We start from the raw sequence: 24,026 nt of genomic DNA on the forward strand, positions 1-24,026 counted from the left end.
ATGAAGCGACTCAACACAAGACCTCGAAAAACACGAGGTGGGAAACAACCAGTTGAGTTATTTTTAGGAAAGGCTGTTGATTTATTAACGGCTTAGGAGAAATTGCACTTAATGTGCGAATTCAAGAATTATTTCTTTAACCTTAATTATTTTTATTTTAAGAGAGACCTTTGCATAAATAGGGATGATTAGCAAAATTCAATTTTTGCCAGATTGGTGATTTTCTTAAACCCTATCCTAGCAGGGCTAAGGCTGGGTTTAAAAAATTGCCAAGCGGGTGAAAAGTGGATTTTTGATGATTATTCATATTTATGCAAAGGTCTCTAATAGAAATTACAACAATTATAAAAACAGGTTTAATAATTTTAGCGCCTTTATTTACCACTAAATGTGAGCCAATAAAAGCCCCTAAAATTTGACCCAATCCCATTATTATTCCAATTAATATAGCGACTTTCCCTAAAAACAAAAATACCGACAATGAAACCAAATTGCCAATAAAATTTAGAGGTTTGGCGTTTATAGTGGCTTGTGATACGGTTGAACCAAACAAAACAACAAATGCCAATATCCAAATTACATCACCCCAAAACCTTTGACAACTTTTTAAATTTTCTTATAGAAAACCTCAAGAAGCCCTCTTTTTTTTCTGGTTTAATTTTATACTTTCTTGGTGCACATCCATTGGTTCTTTGTATTTCAATGTTTCATGGAATCTTCTGTAATTATAAAATTCAATATAATCATCTACATCAGTTACTGCCTTTAAACCTAATTCTTGCCGATAGCGTGCAACCGTGTTTAAACTAACCTTGTGACCGTTTTCTAGTAATTGCTGGTGTACTTTTTTCTCACCGTAGATGGGGATACGCTCAAACACTTTAACGATATGATGTTTGATTACCTGTTTGGCATTGTTTATTTTTGGCTTGTAATAAATCCCACTTCTGTTAATGCCCAGTAACTGACATTGATGATTAACCGACAAAGAAGATGAAGTGTGCAATAGGGAAGGCTTGAGGTCAACTAACTGTTTTCTGTTAGATAAGCCCAAGCTTTTTAGCTTTTTTACCAACCACTCCTTTTCTACGGTTACTTTACCCACCAATGCAGTTAAACGCTCATTCTGCACTTGTGCTTTGATAAGTTCGTCTTTGTATTCTTTGACTGCCTTGGATGGCTCCATGGCAATCTCTGCGTTAGCAAGGAAAGTCTTCTTCCAATTTTGTAGATTCTGAGGTAGGATATTATGCTTACTGGTAATCTGCACTATGGTGCTTTCATTTTGTAGTAATTCAAGTACTAATTTAGTCTTGAATGCTGAGGTATATTTGGTTCGTTTTTTACTCGTTTTTTACTCCGATTTTTTTGTTTAGTTTAACGGGTTCGAAATAAGAAAAATTAAATTGTTGTCTGAAATTGTTGGGGTTTTATAGTGAGAATAATCTTAGTAAGTTTATGCAATGGGTGATGATATCTCATGTGCGTTACACAAAACTTTAGATATTTTGCGTTCTCTATTTCGTCATTTTATTAAGACTTGGTATAAATATGCAGTAAAATTTGGTCATATTAAATTACCATTAAAGAGATTATTATGCAAAAAGAGATTATTTCAACAAACAAAGCGCCGCAAGCAATTGGCACTTATTCACAAGCGGTAGCGGTAACTGGTGGGACAACTGTTTATCTTTCAGGGCAAATTCCTTTGATACCTGAGACGATGGAGATGGTTGAAGGTGATATTAGTGAGCAGATTCATCGGGTGTTTAAGAATTTAACAGCGGTGTGTGAGGCAGCAGGTGGTGGGTTGAATGACATTGTAAAACTTAATATCTTTTTAACGGAATTAAGTCATTTTCCAATTGTGAATGAAATTATGGCACAATATTTTTCTCAGCCTTATCCTGCACGGGCGGCGATTGGCGTTAAAGAATTACCAAAAGCGGCACAGGTGGAGATGGATGGCGTTATGGTTATTGAGTAATGAGTAAGTTGTCTGATCCTATTATTTCTATTAATGGATTAGGGCCAAAAGCACAAGACAAATTGAATGCGATTGGCATTTATAATTTAGAACATTTGTTGTTCCATTTGCCACATCGGTATCAAAATAAGACCTCTATTGGTAAATTAAATGAAGCACAGGTGGGTAATGAGATTTTGGTGCAACTCACTATTAAAAATGTTGAAACATCGACAACAAGAGCGCGTCAATTGTTGTGTTATCTTGTTGATGAAAACAATCGACGCTTACTGTTGCGCTTCTTTCATTTTAATCAATATCAAAAACAACAACTGGTGCGTGGCAACATTATCCAATGCTTTGGTGAGGTAAAAAACGGCAGCGATGGCTTAGAAATGCACCATCCTGAATATCGACTGATTTCCAAGGGGCAAAGTTCGTTACTGGAAAAGACTTTAAGCCCAATTTATCCACTGACTGGCAACATTCACCAAGCACAAATGAAAAAATGGGTTGGGGTTGCGATGACGGCGTTAAAAGAATCGCCATTGAGAGATAATTTTGAGCGTTTTTCTGGTCATTCTATGCCGTCATTAAAGCAGGCATTAGAGATATTACACCACCCAAAAGAAAATGAGAATTTAGAACAAATTGAAACATTCAAACACATTGCGCAACAACGATTGATTATCGAGGAATTGTGTGCACAACAACTGAGTTTATTGCAATTAAAAAAACAACGGAAAAATAAAACAACGAATGTTTTTGTGATTAAAGACGCACTGCCTAAGCAACTACATAAAAATCTAGGCTTTGAACTAACCAATGCACAACAACGCAGTATCACAGATATTAACACTGATTTATCATCCAATCATCCGATGCTTAGACTGCTGCAAGGCGATGTGGGTTCAGGCAAAACCATTGTGGCTGTTTTTGCTTGTTTGCAAGCAATTGAGAATGGTTTTCAAGCGGCAATTATGGCGCCAACTGAAATTTTGGCTTATCAACATCTACAAAGTTTCACCAATTATTTAACCATTTTAGGCATTGAAATAGCATTTTTAACAGGCTCACAAAACACCAAAACAAGAACGGAACAACTGGAAAAAATACGCCTAGGGCAGGCACAAGTCGTGATTGGCACACACGCTTTGTTTCAAAAATCGGTGGTCTTTAATAAACTCGGCTTGGTGATTGTTGATGAACAACATAAATTTGGCGTGCATCAACGATTGTCTTTGACGCAAAAAGCACACAACACGCCACACCAATTAGTGATGACTGCCACGCCTATTCCTCGCTCATTGACGATGAGTGCTTATGCAGATTTAGATTCATCTATTATTGATGAATTGCCACCGGGAAGAACGCCAGTGCAAACAATTGCCCTTAGTAATGAACGCAAAGATGAAGTGATTGAAAAAATCAAGCGGGTGTGCGATGCCAATAATCAGGTGTATTGGGTTTGCACTTTGATTGAAGAATCAGAAGCATTACGGGCAGAGTCTGCCACCAATACGAACCATTATTTACAGGAAAATTTACCAGACCATACTGTTATGCTCATTCACGGCAAAATGAACAAAGACGAAAAACAATCTATTATGCAGCAATTTGCACAGGGTAAGATTAATGTATTGGTAGCAACAACTGTGATTGAAGTTGGCGTTAATGTGCCTAATGCCTCGTTAATGGTGATTGAAAATTCAGAACGCTTGGGGCTGGCACAATTGCATCAACTGCGTGGGCGTGTCGGGCGTGGTAGCAATAAAAGCATCTGTATTCTAATGTATCAGCCACCACTGAGTGCCAACGCAACGCAACGCCTGAATATTCTCAGGCAAACCAACGATGGCTTTATCATTGCTAACAAAGATTTAGAATTACGAGGCCCTGGCGAAATTCTTGGCACACAACAAACAGGTATTGCTGATATGAAAATTGCCAATATCGTGCGTGATGGCTATCTACTCAATCAAGTGCATTTTTATTGCAACCAATTTATCAACGAAGATGAAGCACAACAACAAGCTTTAATTCATCGCTGGATTACCAAAGACAAAGCCCAATACGCCAGTATTTAAACAACTCTCATCCTCGTGAAGTTGGGGCTTAAAAATGTATGCACAGCGTTTTCTTGAAGTAAAATATCGGACTTATGAACACTAAAAATCTTACTTGGGAAAATTTAAACGCACAAACAGCCATACCTGAAATAGTAAAACCATGGCTGATTGATGATCAGTCGCTTACACATAAACTCAAGCAAAAGTTTGGGGATTTTAATGTTAATGTGTTATCACAAATGCAAACACAAGTGTATGAAAATGAACGAATTTTGATTAATACGCAAGCTGATTGCATCGTTCGTGAGGTAGAATTATTGGGCAATCAACAAGTGGTGGTTTTTGCGCGTTCAATCATTCCCATTACCCACGATACTAAGGATTTGCACACTATTGGTAGCAAGCCGTTGGGCGAGATTTTGTTTAACGATTCAAACATTGTGCGTGGTCGATTACAAATAACGCACACCGATGGTATTTGGGGTAGGCAATCCACTTTTACCGTTGGTCAAACTAGGCTACTGGTGAGTGAATTTTTCTTAGACAATCTTTATGCGTGATAAGCTTTTTGCAAATAAAAAAGACTTGGTAGATTTTACCTTTGACGAAAATGTCGCCAATGTATTTGACGATATGGTTAAGCGTTCAGTGCCGGGTTATCAATCAATGATTGAAATGATTGGGCTGATGGTAAAAACTTACGGGCAAAATCATACCAATTATTACGACCTTGGTACTTCTACTGGTGCAACTGCGCTTGCGTTTGGGTTCAACAATCCACACAAAAACAATTGCATTATTGCGGTGGATAACTCCATAAATATGACGCAAAAATGTCAAGAAAATTTGACAAACAGAGTGGGAAATTTCAAGGTGATTTGTGCTGATATTGAAGATATGGTGATTGATAATGCATCGATTGTAGTACTTAATCTCACCTTGCAATTTATTGCACCTGAGCAAAGACAGGCACTGATTACTAAGATTTATCAAGGGCTAAATAAAGGCGGTGCGTTAATTGTGTCAGAAAAAATTCATTTTGAAGATGAAAAAAAACAAAATGAAATAACCAAACTGCACCTAGATTTCAAACGGGCAAATGGTTATAGCGAATTGGAAATTGCCAACAAACGCCAAGCGATTGATAATATCTTGATTACCGATAGCAAGAAAACGCATTTTGAGCGATTTAAAACCGCAGGATTTAGCCAAAATTCCTGCTATTTTCAATGCCTAAACTTTGCTTCCTTTTTAGTGATAAAATAAACTTTTTGCTAAATAAAAAATTTGTGTATAATTTGGTTATATCCGTTAAGCTTGTAGGCAAGCATAAAAGACCAAAGCTTGTGGGCAAGCATAAAGGCCTCCTTTTTGGAGGTCTTTTTTTAGCCTTAAGGAGTAAAAAAAATGAAAAAAACTATTTTGCTGATTGATGCTGGTTATTTACATCCTATCTTAAGGCAAGAAAATATTTTTTATGATGCAAATATGATTGCACAAATAGCTAATGATTGTTGTGCAGATGATGAAGAATTACACAAAATTCTCTACTATGATTGTGCATTTGATCCAATTGACAAAAAAACTGGCAAACCATTCTTTTATTTGCTTAAACACGAAAATGGTACAAAATTAGTCAAAAAAGAAAACAAACTGATTGCAGAATTACAACAAAAAGATTTGTTTGCTATTCGTTTAGGAGTTTTAAAATTTGAAGATTGGACTAATAAAGACAAAACAGGTAAGCCAAAATTTAGGCAAAAAGGCGTGGATATGCGTATTGGGTTAGATATGGCACATCTTGCTCATCAAGGAAAAATTGATAGAATTATTTTAATTACTGCAGACACTGATTTTATCCCTGCAATGAAATATATTAGAAAAGCTAATATACAGGTTGTGATTGCCAAATTAGGAGCGTGCCATTTAACACCAGATTTAACCATGCATACTGATTTTATTAGACCAATCAAACTAACTGAGACCTTTGCATAAATATGAATAATCATCAAAAATCCACTTTTCGCCCGCTTGGCGATTTTTTAAACCCAGCCTTAGTCCTGCTAGGACAAGGTTTAATAAAATCACCAATCTGGCAAAAATTGAATTTTGCTAATCATCCCTATTTATGCAAAGGTCTCTATTTATTAATTTCCACCTTTAAGCCCTTGGTATTCTTTGAGAGTGAAAAATCAGCCTGTGCTTTCATAATTGAATCAACGCATTCATCTAGGTCGTTATACTCATCTACACCAGTGTCAAAACGCTTATCACGCATAAAGTAAAACATATTTTTATAAGTAAAAGCTGCCATCTTGATAACGATAAAAGTGTAATAACTGTCTTCCCAAATTGCGGCTGGTTTTTCCACGCCACCTACCTCAATATCACCCATGTGAACGCCGTGGTCTTTTTCTCGCCAACGACCATCGACATGTTTTTTAATGGTGTCAATTTCAGATTTTGTAAAGTCTACTTGCATAATAATTAAGCCTTTAAATTAGTGAATTTTTCTAGTGTTTGGCATATCAAGCACGCCGTCAGCATCAATCGATCCGCCAGCAGCAGCTTCTTCATCGGTTGGCTCACGCACGGTAATGACTTGCAGGATAAAAATAACCGCTCTGCCACACATTGGATTATTGCCATCAACTGTAACTGATTTTTCATCAACACGAATTACAACAAAATCTTTAGGCTCACCTTGCTCATTCTCCATAGTAACAGTAGTACCGACCTTGCGATATTCCTCTGGAACATTGCCAATATGGTCGGTAAAAACCAAGGATTCATCTCTGGGTCCATAGATTTCATCACAGTTAATCGGTAGCTCAATCACATCGCCTTGAACTTGCCCCACTAATTCTGCTGTTACTTCTGGTGATAAAATCTCACTAATGCCGTGTATGTAACCAAGCGGAAACTCAACTTCAGACAACACATCTTTGGTTTTTTTGTCTATTACTTTGTAAGTAAGTTCGACAAATTTTCCATCTTCAATAACCATAGCCATCATTAAAAAATAGTGGCGCCAAAAATTTTAACCTCACCTTCTTCATCGTAACCTAGCACCAAACGACCTAGATATTCGCCATCCATATTTTTGTTAGTTTGTTTAAACAACACGCTAACATGCTCGCCGCGACGAATCATACCTAAATATTCAGGGTCTTTTTCTAAGCCTTTGGTTAATTTACTACGAGCAAACTGCTTGCCCATTTCAATTTCATTAGCACCACGCAACATTTCTTCAGAAAAATTTCTGGTAAATGCGCCATAGTTTTTATTGTTAGAATATTTAACAAGATCGTTCCAAAATGGATTGGCGATTGCTAAAAGCTCTTCATCGGTTTTTTCAATAATATTCATATTTTCATTAAAATTTTATACCATTTTTAATGGCATTGTTTAAAAATACATAAAAAAACCAACATAAAATGTTGGTTTTTTTACTATTCAAACAAAGCCTTGTAAACAAGACTTTATTAAATAAGCTTACTTCTCGTCGTCGCCAACTAAGTGATACAATGGTTGTTTTTCCATTGTGTACTTACCTGTGCTACGATTACGCTGTGAAGTTGTCAAAACATGCCAATTTTTATCATCAAGTTTCATCTTATCACCACGATAGTAATAACCCGGCCAACGAGTTTCCTCACGGAACAAAGTATGCTGAACCACGCACTCAGAAGTGCGGTGACGGTGCTTAAGCTCCCATGCACGCAACAACTGGTGAATATCTTCTGCGCCTACTTTTTCCAAATCTTCTTCTAAAATCTTCAACTTATGAAGACCCATATTTAAAAGCTTGTCATTAGTCATATATTGAACTGTTACCCCACCAGCATACTCGTCCATCAACTTTTGTAAACGCTGTAAACCAGGCATTGGCAAAATGTAACTTGGTGATACTGTACCACCAACGATTTCATTGCGACCTACTGTGTAAGTTTCTAAAGGCTTATAAATCTCAGCCTTACGATCGTCAATTTGCTTTTGTGAAACACCAATACCTTTTGCTTTGCCATCATCAATATATTTACAAGCGGCTTTCGCAGATAAGCGACCTTCAGTAAATGAACCTGAAGAGAATGCATGCGGTGTGCCACCAACAGCATCACCTGCACCAAATAAACCATCAACGGTCATCATACGGTTATAACCCCAGAAATACTCAGGAATATTACCTGAAATATCCTCAGGACCTGAACACCATGCACCACAACCTGTAGCGTGCGAACCCATAACATACGGCTCAGAAGTTGTTAATTCAGGATTGATGTATTTAGGATCAATGTCTGTTGCAGCCCATAATACCGCTTGACCAACTGTCATACCTAAGAAGTTTTCCCATCCTACTTCTTCTAAATGAGGGTCTTGGAATGCTTCTACTGTTACCATGTGAATTGGACCACGACCTGCAGCTACTTCTGAGATAAAGGCATGGTTACGCAAACAAGTTGGAATTGGCTTGTGAGAGAAATGTTGATTTTCAGTATCAAGATATGCCTTGCCCACTCTTTCTGCTAACTCTGGGAACCATTTTGACTCATACTCGTCGCCGTAAGCATTTTGAGTATAAGTTTTAAGATGTAAGAAGTAAGCGCCAACTGGACCATAACCGTCTTTGAATCGAGCCAAAACGATACGATTTTCCATTTGCGTCATCTTCGCACCTGCTTCAATTAATAATGCATAAGCAGAACCTGAAGACCATGGCGCATACCATACACGACCTGCACCTTCACCTACTGAACGCGGCTTAAAGATGTTAGACGCACCACCAGCACCAACAACAACTGTCTTAGATTTAAAGACATGGTAGTTACCTGTACGCACATTGAAACCAACGGCACCTGCAACACGGTTGTCTTGAGCATCGTCCATTAACAAGTGTGTTACCATAATACGGTTAAAAGTCTTATCGGCATTTACTTTAGCAGCTTCAGCAACGATAGGCTTATAAGATTCACCGTGAATCATAATCTGCCAACGACCTTCACGCATATAAGCACCTTTACCAAGCTCACCCTCTGGTAAGTTTGCTCTTTTAGGATCTTTCATTAATGGCAAACCCCATTCTTCAAACTTATGCACTGCAGAGTCAACATGACGCGCCATATCAAAAGCCAAATCTTCACGAACCATACCCATTAAGTCCATACGCGCATAACGCACATGATCTTCAGGATTGTTTTCGCCCCAACGGGTGCCCATATAACAGTTAATCGCATATAGACCTTGAGCAACCGCACCAGAACGGTCAATGTTTGCTTTTTCAGCAATCACGACCTTCTTATCACGACCCCAGTATCTTGCTTCATAAGCAGCACCTGTACCACCTAAACCTGCACCAACAACTAAAATGTCGATGTTGTCTTCAATAATTGTCTTGTAGCTCATTAGTAATACACTCCTTCTTTAAGTTTCAAACCGTTAGACTTTAATGTGTGTAAACCACCGTCATCTAAACGAATTGACTCAGGCTCAAACGCCAGTAACTCTGAGTTACGCATTTCAGCACTCGGCTCTGCTTCGTTTCTGAAGTCAGGGATTGCTGAGCCCCATGGTTTAGTAGTGATTGGCGATAAGAAGTTCTTCTCACGACCATCTCTAAATTTAATTTTCCATGCAATCGTGCCTTTTTCTTCATCACGAATTACACGAACACTGTGACCTAGTGGTGCAAAGTCTGCGTAGCCACGAACATCAATTGCTTGGTGTGGACATGCTTTGACACATGAGTAACACTCCCAGCACATGTTAGGTTCAATATTTAGCGCACGACGATATTTTTTATCAATGTGCATAATGTCAGATGGGCAGATATCAACACAATGTCCACAACCATCACAACGAGTCATATATACAAAAGTTGGCATATTATTCTCCTTTCTTTTAAGTTAATTTATAAATTAGTAATGGTTTGGCTTTTCACGCTTGATGCCAAGACCCATATCCATTGGCGCATCAACTAACAGCTCCATAGAATGTCTTTTTTGTTGCTCAGGTTCGTCCCTGTTCAATGTTGGTAAATTTTCAGCAGAACCGTCCGCCTTAGTAATACGCTTATCATAAGCGGCAAACGGCTTGAAGAACATATGTGAAAACTTAGACCAATAAACACCGCCAAACAAAGAAACAGTCGCAAGAATAACGAATGCAAACTCCCAGCCCATTGCGTTGCCATTGAAAGACCAAATTAGCGCACTAACAGAAGTCGCCATAAGCGATAAACTAAAAGCATCTCTTCTAAGATCAATGTTAAAAGGTGAATTACCCTCAGCAGCCACATCGACTTTGAAAACAAACCAAAACCAAAAACTACCCACGAACAACATAATCGCACCAATGTGCCATATCTGCGTCCACATTGCATCTGCACCATTTGCGCTAAATATCATTACCGCTGTTGCCGCATTGAATAGAATAAAACCATACATTGTCAGCAAGTGAACAAGCCTACGAACCGGATTATTAAACTCACCCGCTGAAATAACATCTGTTGCAATCGTTGCAGCCGCAATGTTGACCTTATCGCCAGCACTTAGTTCTGTTGTTGCATTTTTCTTGGCCTTGTTTGCATTGTCAAAGAAATACTTTGCACTTTTTTTGTGCAGCATATCCATTACTGTCATAACGATAACAAGCGCAACCATTATGATTACATAAGTTTGCATTGTCTCGTATGATATTCCCCCTACCTCGTTCAGTAAGGCGATTGGTGTGTTAGTGATCATAGTTTTATTCCTCCTTTAGGTTTTAAATCACATCAAAAAAATCATCGAACTTTTTACATTCAACAACTATACCGTTAGTCTTTTTTTCTTTATTTGGCTGAGTGACCGCTCAGTTTAACTTCTACTTTGTCTTCTTCTTTAATGCCAGCATAATAAGCCTGTAACACTTTTGCTACTTCAGGGCGAGAAAACTCCTCAGGCAAATCTTCACCCTCTGAAAGCATCTTACGCACCTTGGTGCCTGATAATAAAACTCGGTCTTTAGCCTCATGTGGACAAGTCTTCATTGAAGACATGCCGCCACATTCATGACACCAAAAAGTCCAATCGATTTTCAAAGGCTGTGTGACCAAAGAGCCTTCTGGAATTTCGTCAAAGATATTGTGTGCATCAAATGGACCGTAATAATCATCAACGCCTGCATGATCACGACCTACAATCAGGTGCGAACAGCCGTAATTTTGTCTAAATAGTGCGTGCAATAAAGCCTCACGAGGACCTGCATAACGCATATCTAATGGGTAGCCAGATTGTAGGATTGTGTTATCCACAAAATAGTTCTCAATCAACACTGAAATAGCTTCTGAACGCACATCAGCAGGAATATCGCCCGCCTTAAGTCCGCCTAACACCGAGTGAATCATCACGCCATCACAAATCTCTACCGCAATTTTTGCTAAGTATTCATGTGAGCGGTGCATTGGATTACGGGTTTGGAAAGCCGCAATGGTTTTCCAGCCTTTGTCATCAAAATAATCGCGCGTCTGCGCAGGTGTCATATATAAATCCCCGTACTTCTCAGGGAAACCACCATCAGATAATACCTTAATCGGTCCTGCAAGATTATATTGACCTTGCGCCTGCACCATCACCACACCAGGATGCGCTTCTTCAGTGGTTTTATACACCGTTTCGCACTCGTGGTTTTTATCAATGCTGTATTTTTCAGTTACCATCATGGTTGCCAAGATATTACCCGACTTACCACTCACGATAGCCACTTCGTCGCCTGCTTTGGCAGCCTCATCATCGGTAGATAAAGTAATAGGAATAGGCCAAAATAAGCCATTTTCCATTGTCATATTGTCGCAAATACTCTGCCAATCTGCCTTGCCCATAAACCCATCCAGTGGATTAAAACCGCCAATACCCAACATAATAATGTCGCCTTCTTCTCTAGAAGAACAGGTGATTTTTGGTAACGATTGTGCTCTTGCCAGCTCTGCTGTTAGGCTATCGCCTGATAATACCAGCGCATTTAGCGTATCACTACCATGTGGGGGGACTAATTTTGACATAAGGCGTCCTTTTAGTTATTTCAAAGAGCGAAATTATACCTATTGCCGTTTTTAAACACATCTTTTTATGGGGGTATTGCCATATATCCCCTAAGGGGTAATTATAGCCAACGGTTGCACTGCCACAATCCTGCCTTCAAGACTTACTTCTGTAGTGAGACCACTGTCTATGCTTAAAGTTTGATTTTAAACTTAACACGCTGAACGCTGTCTTTAGATTTACTGGCAATAATTTTGTCATTCTTAATGTCATAATTCAAAATACTGCCACTAAAATAATCAAACCCTTGGGTTAAATGCGCATCGCCCTGAAGGCGTACAAGTTGTTTATCGGCAAAATAGGTAATTTTTAGTGCGGTGGCCTCAACAAAATGCGGTTGTTTTGGCTGGTTATGTTTGTAGTATGCAGGTTTGTTTTTGCTGCCTTTGGCAATTACTTTGGTAATTGTGTGCTTGATGTTAAATATTTGTATTTTTTCAGCACTCAAGGTCAAAGAACCTTGCACCACTCTGGCATCCCCCGTCCAAACACTTAACCCCTTTGGCTCGTCAATAACCACGGCATAGGCTTTCACATTGACTGGCTCTTGATTCAGCGCCTGAGCTGTAAACGACAACAAGGACAAGCCTATAAGAATAATCTTATTCATAACGCCCCATCACGCCGCCCGTAAGTTTGATGGTTTGTGCCTTAGTGTCATAACGCATCCCCATTGCGTAAATATTCGCCACCTTGGATTGGTAATGCACTTTTTCCTTGGTTTGGTAAATTTCATTGTTATTTGATTGCTTAATGATTAAGGCTTTGGTATCAATTGTGGTGCCTGATTTTTGTAGAATTTTCACTTTGCCAAGTAGGCTGACAAGCCCTTTACGCATATTCATATCAATGCCTTGAGCATAAATCTTATTACCAGAAGCTAAATAAGTGGTGTTACTTTTGGCGTAATAGTGCTTTTGCGAATTTGACTGGTCGATAGACAAATCACGGGTCAATATTGTTTGCCCACTGTCTTGATTGATGCTGATTTCCCCTATCAGTTGTATTTTGTCTTCTACCGCTTTCATACTCATGCCTTGCGCTACCACTGTGGCGTGTTCATCTAAATAAATGATTTCTTTTTGGCTTGTCAGGTCATTGGTTTTGGTGTTTACCAGCAACTCTTTGGCGTTCATTTTATAAGCAACACCTGTGCCGGCATTAATATCAACTTTGCCTTTAAATTTAAGCTCACCATTGTCTAAATAATTAGCGCGTTTTGAAGTCAGGATATAAACTTTTTCGCCTTTTTCGTTATAGACAGCGATTTTCGGATCTATTAATAAAGCAGGCTCTTGTTTAAAATTAAAATATTTTTTAGCCTCAACAAAATACACCAATTGACGCTTATCGTTAAATTCTTGTAAGGCAAAATTATCAATTTTTTCAATATAGTTGGTAATTTCATCTGTATCCACAGCCTTTTCATCCGTTGTGAATACAGCCGAAACTAGCGTTATAAAAATCCACACAACGCCAATAGGCGCTATAATAAAAGCCATAATTAATAACTTGCGTTTTAAGTGGAAACTAATCTTTTGCATCATCATAAAATAAGTGGCATTTACGCTATCACGCCAAACCGTGCCTTGGATATTGACGCTGTTGAAAAAATACTCGTTCAACATAATATCAGCATTTTACAATACCGATATAAGACAACCAACACAATCACTCGACTTAATGAGACTCGGCAACTGCATCGCTTATGTGCAAAACATCATACTTTATTTATCATCAATGATGATATCAACCTAGCGAAAAAAATAAAGGCTGGTGGCGTGCATCTTGGCAAAACCGATGCCTCTATTAATCAAGCAAGGGCAATATTAGGGGGCAACGCTGTGATTGGTGTGTCTTGTTACAATGACATTAACTTAGCACAGCAAGCACAAAGCCAAGGTGCTGATTATGTGGCATTTGGTGCTTTATTCCCCTCAACTACCAAGCCTAATGCACCTCAATGTGGACTAGATATTATCACCCAAGCCGCACAAGGTCTACATATCCCTATTGTGGGGATTGGCGGGATTGATTTTGACAATCAACAGCAAGCCTTTGATGCAGGCTGTGATTCGGTGGCAATGATTAGCGCTCTATTTCAATCAACTGACTCACGCTAGGGCAATACAGCGCACAGCGGATTGGCATTTTATAAATCCCAGACAGTGCTGTTTGGTAAGATAAGAGTTGTTTTGCGTGCTGTTTTTGTTGTCGTTGGATGAATTTTTCTAGCGGTTCGTTTTGGGTGGGTTCAGCAGTTTTATAGTCAATCACCCACAAAATTCCCTCATCAATAAACAGCCTATCAATAGCGATAGCATATCCGTCTATCACAAACTCGGCTTCGTTTAAAGCACTGTCTCGCTGCTTAAACAGCCAGTCAAATTGTGCGTCGTTTTTGGTGTTATCCAGCAGTTTGAGAATGAACCCTTGCCAACGCTCAATATCTTTTGGCGCTGTGCCAATCTCAATCAGGCGATTGCGGATATTTTGCTCACTTGGGGTAAATAATTGTTGCTCATAATACTGATGTAATAACGAGCCCAGTGCGCTTTTGAATAGACGCTCAAAGTTTTGCTGATATTCAACAGATTCACCCTGTTGTTGAGGCCGGTTAATAGGGGTTTGTAGTTGGGAGAAACGGTGTAATAGCGGGATTTCTGAGTCTTCTACCGTATCAGGCGTGTTATCAATATCTTTAAATCGATGGGCAAAAAATGGCATTAAAAACGCCAATAAAGAGCGACTATTGGCTTTGCCAGATTGGCTCACTGCGCCTAATAAATGCAGATTTGTTTTAGCGCGTGTCATGGCTACATATAACAAGCGAGTGGTTTCAAATTTGTCTTGTTGCGATTCAATAAATTTTAAGTATTTATAAGTGCCACTTTCGTTCACATCAACAGCCGATTTAATTGGTGCTAGCAGTAAGGATTGGCTGGTAAATTCACGCAGTTGAATAATAGATAAGCTGTCGCTTCTGGGTTGTTTACCCAAACTGGGGATAATAACCGTGTCGAATTCCAGTCCTTTCGAGGCGTGGATAGTCATTAGCTTGACCTGTGCTTTATCGCTAGGCGCATATAAGCCTTCTATGGCGCTTTCAATTGTCTGAATAGTAAGATTATGCCGCTGTTCACAGTGGTGAATAATGCGTAAAAACTCCTCTTTAATTGCCAATTCAGTATTTGACAGCGTAGCATCGCCTAGCCCTAATTGATTGATGGCATAAGTTAGTAATTCAACAAAATTAAAGCGACCCTGATTATCAACAACCTCTTGCAAACAATATTGTAGATGTTTAGCGCGTTTTTGTCCATCTTCGCTCAATTTTGCCAAGATATTTTCATCAGCAAGTTGCGTGTAAATAACACGAGAATCCTCTGCGGATAATACCAGCAAATCATCCAAAACAAGCCCACACCAAGGTGCACGCAAAATGCTCAACCACGCTAATTTGTCACCTAAATGCAGTAGTGCTTTGGTGAGTGAAAACAAATCTCGTGTTAATAAATGATTTTTCAGTTTGATAATTTCTACCGATTCAAAGACAATATTGTCGTCTTTCAGTTGTTGAGAAATATAAGACAAATGTGCACGAGTACGCACCAAAACTGCAATTGTGCCAGACTCGTTCTTTCCTAAAGAAGTTTTGATAATTTCGCTAACTGTCCGTGCCTCAAGCTCTAATTGGTCATGAGAAAAAGGATGAAAGACAATGGCTTTCTCGTCTTCTTCACTAGAATTTGATTGCGATTGTGAATAAGAAATCGCTCCCTGATAAATATCATTGCGTTCAGGAAAAATACGCTGGAAAAAATCATTATTACCTTGAACAATACTTTTCGAAGAGCGAAAATTGGTACTTAATACCAAAGATTTAGGTGCAATATTGGCAATACCCTGCTCTTTTACTTGCAAAAATAAACCCACTTGAGATTCTCTAAATCGATAAATCGACTGCATTGGGTCGCCCACTAAAAACAGCGTTTTACCATCGTTTTCTTGCCACTCATTGATGAGTTTTTCAACGGTATTAAATTGCGATGCTGAGGTGTCTTGAAACTCATCAATCAGCAAATGCTGAACTTTATAATCCAGAAATAAGGCAATATCACTCACACCCATCTTCTCATCTAGTGCTTGATTGGCATTCAGTGCCACTTCGATAAAATCGTGCGCTTGTTCGTGTTCAAAATGCAGGTTTAGCTGAGCCACGCAAAGTTTTAATACCTTGGCAATTGTAGCTAAAATATCAGATTGCGCTTGTGAAAAAACCACATCAGGCAAAATACTTAGCTGTTGTAAAGCTAATCTTAATGCTTCGTTAAACAACTCTGATGGTAGTTTTTTTTCCAAAGCCTTGCGCCAAGTGCCCTTTTTAGTCAAACAAAAATCACCAATCAATTTCCATTTTTCCAAATCCGCACAATCCACACCAGGCAATGAATTAATCTTGTTGTAATCCAAGTTGTTACTGGCTAACATTAGCGCAAAAAAATCTGCATTCAGGTATGGTTTTGCTATGCTATGTAAGTCTTTAAGGCTTTTTACAGCAATCATTTGAGCAGTATCTTGCAATACTTTTGGGTCTAGCGCGCCATCTTTGTATAAGCGCATAAGCCACTGGTCTCGCTTGGATAGCATTTGCATTACCAAACTTTCAAACCTTGCCGTATTATTGTCCAAATGCAACAACAAACTGGCAATTGCCCCACCATATTCCTCGTCATCAATCATTAATAATGTCTGCCCAGCCGCCTCTTTATAAGCATTCTCACGCACCCATTGATCTGCCATAATCTGTCGTGGAACCAACTGATTTGGCAAGGGAAAACGGTTAGTAATCAAACTATAAAGCCCATCAATTGTTGAGATTTTCAAACGCTTCGGATTTTGCAACAACTGCCAATCCAATTCCTCTGAACGCCGCATAACACGCAACGCCAAATCATAAGTTATCTGCTTATGCACCTCCTTTGGTCGCAAATCAAAACTAGATTGCAACGCCAACAAAACCCGTTGCGTCATTTCCGCAACCGCCTTATTTGTAAAAGTCATTGCAATAATATTCTCAGGCACCTCACAACTTGCCAACAACTTCAAATACCGTTGCGTTAATAACTCCGTCTTCCCCGAACCCGCAGGTGCTTGAATAATAAAAGACTGGCTAATGTCTAAGGCTTGTTGGCGTTGGGCTAAATCATTCATTGTTTTTTAATTTTTTGCAAATATTCTACCAATTCGTCAACATTAGTATGGGGGGTTATCCTTTGCATTTTGACATGCAATTGATACCTTGTCCTCTAAAAAAATATTTTCCGACTTATTGTAATTTGGAAAATATTGCTTAAACTCTCTATATTTTTTAAGTTCGTCAAAATTAATAAATGGTCTATCAGTTTTTATAAAATGCAGTAACAACCAAAACTCAAAACAAGGCTCTGAAAAAGCATAATAATAGACACCCTTAGCCGTTGCCTGATCAATATGATTTTTTGTTTGTTGATATTTTGTATACCCATCTTTGTCAAAAACACAATAAACTCTATCAAAAGGGTTTCCTTGTCTTTTAGACTCACTATAAAGTTTTTTTGCTCTATTAAATAGGCTATCAGGTGTTGTTTGCTTAATATCTAATATTTCAATATTAATAGTATTTAATTTTAAGCATTCAATCAATTTCTTGAAGTAATTGACTTCAGTTTTACCCTCACAAACAATTAAAACTCTGTCATAAGCTTCTCTTTCTGGGGGTGCTCTAAAGTTAAAACTAAACTTGATCTTGCGTTTTGCCATACTATTGTTTTAAATAGGGAACTGCACCATAACGACCAGAAAGATAAGCACTTTCCAAATTATCCACACCCTTTCTAACCTTGAAATCAACAAGTGAAAATAATTCTGTAGCATTGCCTTCTTTTTCACAAAACCACACTTGATCTTTTTTAAATGTATCTTGATTAAGTAGTGATGTTTCATGAGTGACAAAAATAAGTTGTGCACCATGTTTGTTAATCTCTAAATTATGGAACATACTCACTAAATATGCCACCAACTTTGGATGCAAACTATTATGCAATTCATCCATCACTAAACAATAGCCATTTGCTAACACATCCAACCATGGGCCTGCAAGCCTAAATAGTTTTTGCGTCCCCTCTGATTCTTGATCTTTAAAGTCAAAAGACACTACACTACCATCATCAGATATATGTTGGGTCTCTACTTCAAATTCAAAGCGTCTAAACTTTAATAAGTCTTCACCTGCTTTTTCTAAAATTTTCTTCACTTCATCAGAAAATTTTTCTGCATCTACTTTTTCCTCAAGCACAAAAAAACCCTCAATGCCAATATCAGCCGCTTTCATAAAGGTTAAAATTTCTTCCGCACCTTCTGTACTTTTATTTGCTTGATGGCAAGTAAAACCAAAACCTTGCAATAACTCGCCAGATACATTTTTTACCTTGTCGATAGCGGAAAAAATAGTTGATAGTGATTCACTATTTAACTGCACGGCCGTTGACAAAAATAAAGAGTTAGCCTTAGTGCTTCCTTGCCAAACTTTTTTCTTACCTTTGAGTCCATTCATTGTTCCCCATTGGTTTGTTGATTGTCTATCAATTAAGTTTTGGGGGCTGCCTTTTGGGTATTGATACAACCACTCATCAACAATCTTTTCTTGAGTGGCAGAAAAACCATATACATAGCGAACCCCGTCATCAATCAAATCTAATTCAAACTCTGTAGGTTGGCTTGCACTTTCTTTAGAAAGCAAAAAAGGTTCAATGTTTTTAACGCCTTTATTTAGTTGATAACTAAAAGAATCTTTAATAATACTTAACATAGTTCCCAAAGCTAACACCAAGTTAGATTTACCACTAGCGTTAGCGCCATAAATAACAGCACTATTTAACACATCCAGTGTTTTACCTGTGGATAAAGTAACTGTAGTGAAATTGTTTTCTAACTCATTCTTTGTAGTTTTTAACAAACTTAATGTTTGTTTTTCTTTAATTGAACGAAAGTTAGTAACAGTGAATCCAAGCAACATAATTGATAAGAATATAAAATAAAATAAATATTTTGACAGTTTTTGTCAAAAAGTCAAGTTTATTTGTATTTATTTACATTTTATCAGGTGCAGATACACCCAATAACTCCAAACCATTTGCCAATATTTGCTGAGTAGCTTTAATAAGTTTTAAACGACTGGCTTGCAGATTTTTATCTTCAATAAGAAAATCACAATTGTTGTAATAACTGTGAAAATCGCTGGCTAAATCACGCAAGTAATAAGCAACAACATGCGGTTCATAATTAAGGGCAGCGTTTTTGATGGTATCGGCATAACGGCTGAGTTGTTTGATTAGGGCTTGTTCATATTTGTCGTTCAGCAATGCCAAATCTGCTTGACCGCTGTCTTGTGCTTTTTCCATCACTGAGCAAATGCGAGCGTGTGCATATTGGACATAAAACACAGGGTTTTCATTGCTTTTGGATTTGGCTAAATTTAGGTCAAAGTCCATACTCTGTTCTGATTTACGCAAAATATAGAAAAAACGAGCCGCATCATTGCCCACTTCTTTACACAATTCCTGCAAAGTAACAAACGAGCCACTGCGTGTGGACATCGGTATTTTAACTCCATCTCGATACAAATGAGCAAATTGCACCAGCAAAATCTCCAAGGTATCAGGGTTGTGATTCAGCGCTTTAATCGATGCTTTCACTCTGGCAATATAGCCGTGATGGTCAGCCCCCCAGATGTTAATAATCTTGTCATAACCTCGTTCAAACTTCTCAAGATGATAGGCAATATCAGAGGCAAAATAAGTGTGCATGCCATTATCACGCACCACAACACGGTCTAAATCATCGCCAAAATCAGTGGTTTTAAACCAAAGCGCCCCTGCTTTTTCGTAAATCTGCCCTGAGTCTTGTAATTTTTTCACCGTTTTTTCACTCAATCCACTATCTACTAAAGATTGCTCACAAAACCATTGCTGATATTCAACGCCAAAATTAGCCAAATCAGTTTTAATACCACTCAAAATATCATTAATTGCCAAATCAAATATTTTCTTATAATCACCACCCAATTGCGACTTGCAATTAGCAATCAAATCATCAATGTGTTTTTCTTTATCACCTCCCTCTTTTTCATCCTGACAAACACCCTCAAAAATATCTTTCTTTTCAATTCCCCTAATTTTTTCAGCAATATCAAAAATGTAATCTCCCTTATAACCATTATCTGGAAATGTATCCGTCCCCAAATAACGCAAATAAACCGAAGTCGCCAAAATATCCATCTGCCGACCCGCATCATTCACATAATATTCGTTATCCACCACAAACCCTATCGCCCGCAAAAGGTTGGCAACACTCGCCCCATACGCCGCTCCCCGACCATGCCCCACATGCAACGGCCCTGTCGGATTAGCAGACACAAACTCCAACAACACCCGCTGCCCCTCGCCCACCTTAGACAAACCATAGTCCGCCCCTTGCTCAATAATACGATTAATAACCAACGCATTAGCCCCCTGCGACATAAAGAAATTAATAAACCCAGGTCCAGCAATTTCAATCTTTTCCACTGCTAAAGTATCAGGAAAATTCGCCTTAATCTGCTCCGCCAACACTCGTGGCGCACATTTCGCCTGCTTAGACAACGCCATAGCAACATTAGAGGCAAAATCCCCTTGCACCTTATCCTTAGAATGATCAATTCGAACAATCTCAGGCACACTCTCCAGCACACCCTCATCCACCAATGCGGTTAAAGCCTGTTTTAATAGAGTTTGTAGTTTTTGTTTCATCATGTCTTCTCTAAACTAAAGTCTGTTATTTTATCATCATCAATCGGAAAAGGCACTACAGCAAAATAAATTTCACCCCATTTACGAATAACCAACAATTCTTTGTTACTGCTCATCTTTATATTGATATTCAGGCAAATCTTTCGCTTCAATTCTTACCACTTTTTTGGTTTTTTCATCCCAAATCACTGCGTAATGCCCTAAGGCTTTTTTTAATGCCAAGGCTTTATTCACGCTTTTATCAAAGGATTTTAAAATTTCTTCTTCATCCAGCATTTTTATACTCCAAAATATTATCGTAAACAGTTCGGTTTCCGATTTTTATTTTATTGAGACCTTTGCATAAATAGGGATGATTAGCAAAATTCAATTTTTGCCAGATTGGTGATTTTATTAAACCTTGTCCTAGCAGGGCTAAGGCTGGGTTTAAAAAATCGCCAAGCGGGTGAAAAGTGGATTTTTGATGATTATTCATATTTATGCAAAGGTCTCTGACAATTATCCTCGTTTAATCATAAATACAAACTCATTTACATATCGGTTTAAGTGCTTAACGCTAATATTGTGAAATATGCCTATATCCTCGTTTTAAAACTACCTAAACATCTCAATACCATTGGTGTGCATCATACTGTTAACAAACTCTTTCGCACTATGATTAACTGTTTTGTGATTAAAACATATACTGTGCTTTTTGCTTGAATGTTATTGTGTATTTCACCCTGATTGAATTGTATTGCAAAAACAATGATTATAGCCTAAGCTTAAAAACAATATGTTTTTAATTTTAGCGTTGTCAAAACGCTGTTTTGCCTCAACGATAGAAAGAATTTAATGCGCTTCTTGCCAAGAGTTGCCAATGCTAATATCGACTTTGAGGGGGATGTTATTCTTGGGTGGTTATAACGCGCATTATTTATATAAGTAATTGATAATTATAGTATTTTACTATAAATTTCAGGATAAATACAAGATTTTTAGGATTTTTTTTGGTTTAATGCAGGGGTCTTTTTAAATGTAAGGAGTTTAGCCTCTTACTACAGGGCATTTGAGTAATGGGAAAAAATAATAAGCCAAGGGTCTTGTATAATGCCATTATGAAAATCGCCGTACTAATGGACGATATTGCCAATATCAATCCAAAAAAAGATTCTTCACTAGCTATGATGCTGGAGGCTATGCGTCGCGAGTGGGAAATTTATACCTTGGATACAACCGACCTATTCGCAAATAAAAACGGTGTTTATGCACACGCTTCACAAACCACTGTGGCTGATAATATTGAACATTGGTTTGAGAAACAGCCCAGTCAAATAATAGCACTAGGTGCATTTGATGTTATTTTGATGCGCAAAGACCCGCCGTTTGATATGAATTATATCTACGCTACCTATTTTTTAGAACAGGCGGAAAAACAAGGGGTGTTAGTCGTCAACAAGGCACAATCATTGCGTGATGCCAACGAAAAATTATTTGCGCTTAACTTTCCCCACTGTCTGCCCAAAACACTGGTCAGTAGTAATCAAACACAGATTAATGATTTTATCAAGACACAAAAAATCGCTGTGGTTAAGCCATTAGATGGCATGGGTGGACACGATATCTTTAAATTTAAAACAGGCGATGGTGAAATAAACACCACCTTAAAACGCTTAACCAATAATGGCAAACAGCCCATTATGGCACAAGAATTCCTGCCTGAGATTGCCCAAGGCGATAAGCGTATTTTATTAATTAATGGTAAACCAATTGACTATGCGCTCGCCCGTATTCCTGCTAAAGGCAATTTTAAAGGCAATCTGGCCGCTGGTGCAACGGGCGTTGGGCAGCCACTCAGCAAACACGACTACTATTTATGCAAGCAAATCGCCCCCACTTTAAAAGCCAAAGGCTTGTTGTTTGTTGGGCTAGATGTCATTGGCGACTACATTACTGAGATTAATGTAACCAGCCCAACCTGCATTCGTGAATTAGATACGCAATTTGACCTAAATATCGCCCGTGTGTTGTTTGATGTATTGCAAGCTAAACTTCAGAAATAACCTCAAAATCGTTCAAACTACCCGTAATCGCAAAACCAATAACCTTATCTGTATGCCTTGCGTGCTTCAATTTACAGGCAATTTGATTGATACTGGCGCCAGAACCAACAGCGTCATCAATAATCAATGTAGTTTTAAATTTTGCCGTATTATTGACAACAAAAGTGTGTTGTGCATTTTCTATTCTATCTGCTAATTTTTTCAAAGTTTTTTGCGGCACTCTCATATCGCCAATAATTTTAAGCACTTTAATATTTGCAAGACTAAGTGCCAGTTCAGCCTCCAATACTTTCATAAATTGGACTGCTCTTGGCACAGTTGGCGGCACAAAAACCACAGAATCAATATTATGAGACCTTTGCATAAATATGAATAATCATCAAAAATCCACTTTTCACCCGCTTGGCAATTTTTTAAACCCAGCCTTAGCCCTGCTAGGACAAGGTTTAAGAAAATCACCAATCTGGAAAAAATTGAATTTTGCTAATCATCCCTATTTATGCAAAGGTCTCATTATGATGGGCAATCATTTTAACAATTGATGGCTTAACTTCAGCAGCTATTGCTTTAATTTTTGTCCTATTTTGCCCTTGTTTTGCATACAACAATTTTTGCCCCATTTTGGTCTTGCCAAAAACCTCTACCGCATAAAAATCAAAATAAAATAACTTCTCTACACAGCAATTCTCACCAAAAGTTTTGTTTATCCTTCCACTAACATCTAGCAAATCATTGTGTTTTTTCTTTTGGTATTTTTCAATAACTTTTCTAAATTCATTGGCTTTTTGACTAATATTGAAACTGCGTTTATTACACCACTTTTCAAAACCATCAATGCCAGATAACTCCATGCCTGTAGGATCAATAAAGAAAAAATTATCAGCCACAGTTTCCCGTACTTTTGCTTCAATCTGATAGAGACCTTTGCATAAATAGGGATGATTAGCAAAATTCAATTTTTGCCAGATTGGTGATTTTCTTAAACCTTGTCCTAGCAGGGCTAAGGCTGGGTTTAAAAAATTGCCAAGCGGGTGAAAAGTGGA

27 protein-coding genes and 1 pseudogene are annotated in these 24,026 nt (G+C 38.1%); 9 read left to right on the forward strand and 19 right to left on the reverse strand.

The window, feature by feature from the left end; genetic code table 11:
- Window positions 1-232: 232 nt before the first annotated feature.
- From CRYPD_RS03270 to CRYPD_RS08350, 3 genes and pseudogenes are all read right to left on the reverse strand, one after another.
- Complete coding sequence (locus CRYPD_RS03270) at window positions 233-577, reverse strand: TSUP family transporter (RefSeq protein WP_138146146.1); 345 nt, start codon at window positions 575-577, stop codon at window positions 233-235.
- A gap of 51 nt (window positions 578-628) precedes the next feature.
- Complete coding sequence (locus CRYPD_RS03275; RefSeq protein WP_280178664.1) at window positions 629-1,132, reverse strand: IS3 family transposase; 504 nt, start codon at window positions 1,130-1,132, stop codon at window positions 629-631.
- Window positions 1,121-1,333 (reverse strand): annotated as a pseudogene (locus tag CRYPD_RS08350) (transposase); the annotation flags it as partial. The gene CRYPD_RS03275 and the pseudogene CRYPD_RS08350, both read right to left, overlap by 12 nt.
- 264 nt (window positions 1,334-1,597) lie before the next feature.
- Here CRYPD_RS08350 and CRYPD_RS03280 point away from each other — a divergent pair.
- The 6 genes from CRYPD_RS03280 (at window position 1,598) to CRYPD_RS07895 (ending at window position 6,320) form a co-directional block, all read left to right on the forward strand.
- Complete coding sequence (locus CRYPD_RS03280; protein WP_138146148.1) at window positions 1,598-1,987, forward strand: RidA family protein; 390 nt, start codon at window positions 1,598-1,600, stop codon at window positions 1,985-1,987.
- Window positions 1,987-4,053, forward strand: coding sequence for an ATP-dependent DNA helicase RecG (gene recG / locus CRYPD_RS03285; RefSeq protein ID WP_138146149.1), 2,067 nt, complete (start codon window positions 1,987-1,989; stop codon window positions 4,051-4,053). Before CRYPD_RS03280 ends, recG begins: the two co-directional genes overlap by 1 nt.
- A gap of 74 nt (window positions 4,054-4,127) precedes the next feature.
- Window positions 4,128-4,595: a chorismate--pyruvate lyase family protein gene (locus tag CRYPD_RS03290; RefSeq protein ID WP_138146150.1), complete on the forward strand. Its 468-nt coding sequence runs from the start codon at window positions 4,128-4,130 to the stop codon at window positions 4,593-4,595.
- The gene (gene cmoA / locus CRYPD_RS03295) at window positions 4,588-5,301 is read left to right on the forward strand and encodes a carboxy-S-adenosyl-L-methionine synthase CmoA (RefSeq protein ID WP_138146151.1); all 714 of its coding nucleotides are present in this window, start codon (window positions 4,588-4,590) and stop codon (window positions 5,299-5,301) included. The genes CRYPD_RS03290 and cmoA overlap by 8 nt, the downstream gene beginning before the upstream one ends.
- A gap of 141 nt (window positions 5,302-5,442) precedes the next feature.
- Window positions 5,443-6,030, forward strand: a complete 588-nt coding sequence (locus CRYPD_RS03300) for an NYN domain-containing protein (protein ID WP_138146152.1) — start codon at window positions 5,443-5,445, stop codon at window positions 6,028-6,030.
- A 2-nt stretch (window positions 6,031-6,032) separates the two neighbouring features.
- On the forward strand, window positions 6,033-6,320 hold the full coding sequence (locus tag CRYPD_RS07895; protein ID WP_171004299.1) for a hypothetical protein: 288 nt from the start codon (window positions 6,033-6,035) through the stop codon (window positions 6,318-6,320).
- Between the two features lie 215 nt (window positions 6,321-6,535).
- Here CRYPD_RS07895 and CRYPD_RS03310 read toward each other — a convergent pair whose 3' ends face one another.
- The 8 genes from CRYPD_RS03310 to lptC form a co-directional block, all read right to left on the reverse strand.
- The gene (locus CRYPD_RS03310) at window positions 6,536-7,048 is read right to left on the reverse strand and encodes an FKBP-type peptidyl-prolyl cis-trans isomerase (RefSeq protein ID WP_138146154.1); all 513 of its coding nucleotides are present in this window, start codon (window positions 7,046-7,048) and stop codon (window positions 6,536-6,538) included.
- Window positions 7,049-7,050: 2 nt separating this feature from the next.
- Entirely contained in the window at window positions 7,051-7,404 is a 354-nt protein-coding gene (locus CRYPD_RS03315) for a hypothetical protein (protein WP_138146155.1), read from the reverse strand.
- A gap of 126 nt (window positions 7,405-7,530) precedes the next feature.
- A complete protein-coding gene (aprA, locus tag CRYPD_RS03320) occupies window positions 7,531-9,438 on the reverse strand; it encodes an adenylyl-sulfate reductase subunit alpha (RefSeq protein ID WP_138146156.1) in 1,908 nt (635 codons plus the stop codon).
- Window positions 9,438-9,917 (reverse strand): adenylyl-sulfate reductase subunit beta, encoded by a 480-nt coding sequence (aprB, locus tag CRYPD_RS03325; protein WP_138146157.1) that lies wholly within the window; start codon window positions 9,915-9,917, stop codon window positions 9,438-9,440. The genes aprA and aprB overlap by 1 nt, the downstream gene beginning before the upstream one ends.
- 33 nt (window positions 9,918-9,950) lie before the next feature.
- Window positions 9,951-10,715 (reverse strand): adenylyl-sulfate reductase, encoded by a 765-nt coding sequence (locus tag CRYPD_RS03330; protein WP_138146168.1) that lies wholly within the window; start codon window positions 10,713-10,715, stop codon window positions 9,951-9,953.
- A 149-nt stretch (window positions 10,716-10,864) separates the two neighbouring features.
- Window positions 10,865-12,073, reverse strand: a complete 1,209-nt coding sequence (gene sat / locus CRYPD_RS03335; RefSeq protein WP_138146158.1) for a sulfate adenylyltransferase — start codon at window positions 12,071-12,073, stop codon at window positions 10,865-10,867.
- A gap of 173 nt (window positions 12,074-12,246) precedes the next feature.
- The gene (gene lptA / locus CRYPD_RS03340) at window positions 12,247-12,723 is read right to left on the reverse strand and encodes a lipopolysaccharide transport periplasmic protein LptA (RefSeq protein ID WP_138146159.1); all 477 of its coding nucleotides are present in this window, start codon (window positions 12,721-12,723) and stop codon (window positions 12,247-12,249) included.
- Window positions 12,716-13,615, reverse strand: coding sequence for an LPS export ABC transporter periplasmic protein LptC (gene lptC, locus CRYPD_RS03345; RefSeq protein ID WP_138146160.1), 900 nt, complete (start codon window positions 13,613-13,615; stop codon window positions 12,716-12,718). The genes lptA and lptC overlap by 8 nt, the downstream gene beginning before the upstream one ends.
- A gap of 21 nt (window positions 13,616-13,636) precedes the next feature.
- Here lptC and thiE point away from each other — a divergent pair, with 21 nt between their 5' ends.
- Complete coding sequence (gene thiE / locus CRYPD_RS03350; protein WP_244610243.1) at window positions 13,637-14,236, forward strand: thiamine phosphate synthase; 600 nt, start codon at window positions 13,637-13,639, stop codon at window positions 14,234-14,236.
- Here the strand turns inward: thiE and CRYPD_RS03355 are convergent.
- The 6 genes from CRYPD_RS03355 to CRYPD_RS03375 form a co-directional block, all read right to left on the reverse strand.
- Window positions 14,202-17,327: a UvrD-helicase domain-containing protein gene (locus CRYPD_RS03355; RefSeq protein WP_138146161.1), complete on the reverse strand. Its 3,126-nt coding sequence runs from the start codon at window positions 17,325-17,327 to the stop codon at window positions 14,202-14,204. The two genes, thiE and CRYPD_RS03355, sit on opposite strands and share 35 nt — an antisense overlap.
- A gap of 42 nt (window positions 17,328-17,369) precedes the next feature.
- On the reverse strand, window positions 17,370-17,915 hold the full coding sequence (locus CRYPD_RS03360) for an RloB family protein (protein WP_138146162.1): 546 nt from the start codon (window positions 17,913-17,915) through the stop codon (window positions 17,370-17,372).
- Window position 17,916: 1 nt separating this feature from the next.
- Entirely contained in the window at window positions 17,917-19,170 is a 1,254-nt protein-coding gene (locus CRYPD_RS03365; protein ID WP_138146163.1) for an AAA family ATPase, read from the reverse strand.
- A 73-nt stretch (window positions 19,171-19,243) separates the two neighbouring features.
- A complete protein-coding gene (gene argS, locus CRYPD_RS03370) occupies window positions 19,244-20,941 on the reverse strand; it encodes an arginine--tRNA ligase (protein ID WP_138146164.1) in 1,698 nt (565 codons plus the stop codon).
- A 105-nt stretch (window positions 20,942-21,046) separates the two neighbouring features.
- Window positions 21,047-21,217 carry a hypothetical protein gene (locus CRYPD_RS07900; RefSeq protein WP_171004300.1) on the reverse strand — a complete coding sequence of 57 codons (171 nt, stop codon included), beginning with the start codon at window positions 21,215-21,217 and terminating at the stop codon, window positions 21,047-21,049.
- Entirely contained in the window at window positions 21,207-21,416 is a 210-nt protein-coding gene (locus tag CRYPD_RS03375) for a hypothetical protein (RefSeq protein WP_138146165.1), read from the reverse strand. Before CRYPD_RS03375 ends, CRYPD_RS07900 begins: the two co-directional genes overlap by 11 nt.
- 622 nt (window positions 21,417-22,038) lie before the next feature.
- Here CRYPD_RS03375 and gshB point away from each other — a divergent pair.
- On the forward strand, window positions 22,039-22,983 hold the full coding sequence (gshB, locus tag CRYPD_RS03380) for a glutathione synthase (protein WP_138146166.1): 945 nt from the start codon (window positions 22,039-22,041) through the stop codon (window positions 22,981-22,983).
- Here gshB and CRYPD_RS03385 read toward each other — a convergent pair.
- Window positions 22,967-23,347, reverse strand: a complete 381-nt coding sequence (locus CRYPD_RS03385) for a hypothetical protein (protein ID WP_138146167.1) — start codon at window positions 23,345-23,347, stop codon at window positions 22,967-22,969. The genes gshB and CRYPD_RS03385 overlap by 17 nt on opposite strands.
- A gap of 4 nt (window positions 23,348-23,351) precedes the next feature.
- Between CRYPD_RS03385 and CRYPD_RS07905 the strand changes: the two genes are divergently transcribed.
- Window positions 23,352-23,525 carry a hypothetical protein gene (locus tag CRYPD_RS07905; RefSeq protein WP_171004301.1) on the forward strand — a complete coding sequence of 58 codons (174 nt, stop codon included), beginning with the start codon at window positions 23,352-23,354 and terminating at the stop codon, window positions 23,523-23,525.
- Here the strand turns inward: CRYPD_RS07905 and CRYPD_RS07910 are convergent.
- Window positions 23,481-24,026: hypothetical protein (locus CRYPD_RS07910; RefSeq protein ID WP_171004302.1), on the reverse strand; the 546-nt coding region annotated here is incomplete at its 5' end. The two genes, CRYPD_RS07905 and CRYPD_RS07910, sit on opposite strands and share 45 nt — an antisense overlap.

Source organism: Bathymodiolus heckerae thiotrophic gill symbiont (genome assembly GCF_900180345.1).
Classification (GTDB): Bacteria; Pseudomonadota; Gammaproteobacteria; order PS1; family Pseudothioglobaceae; genus Thiodubiliella.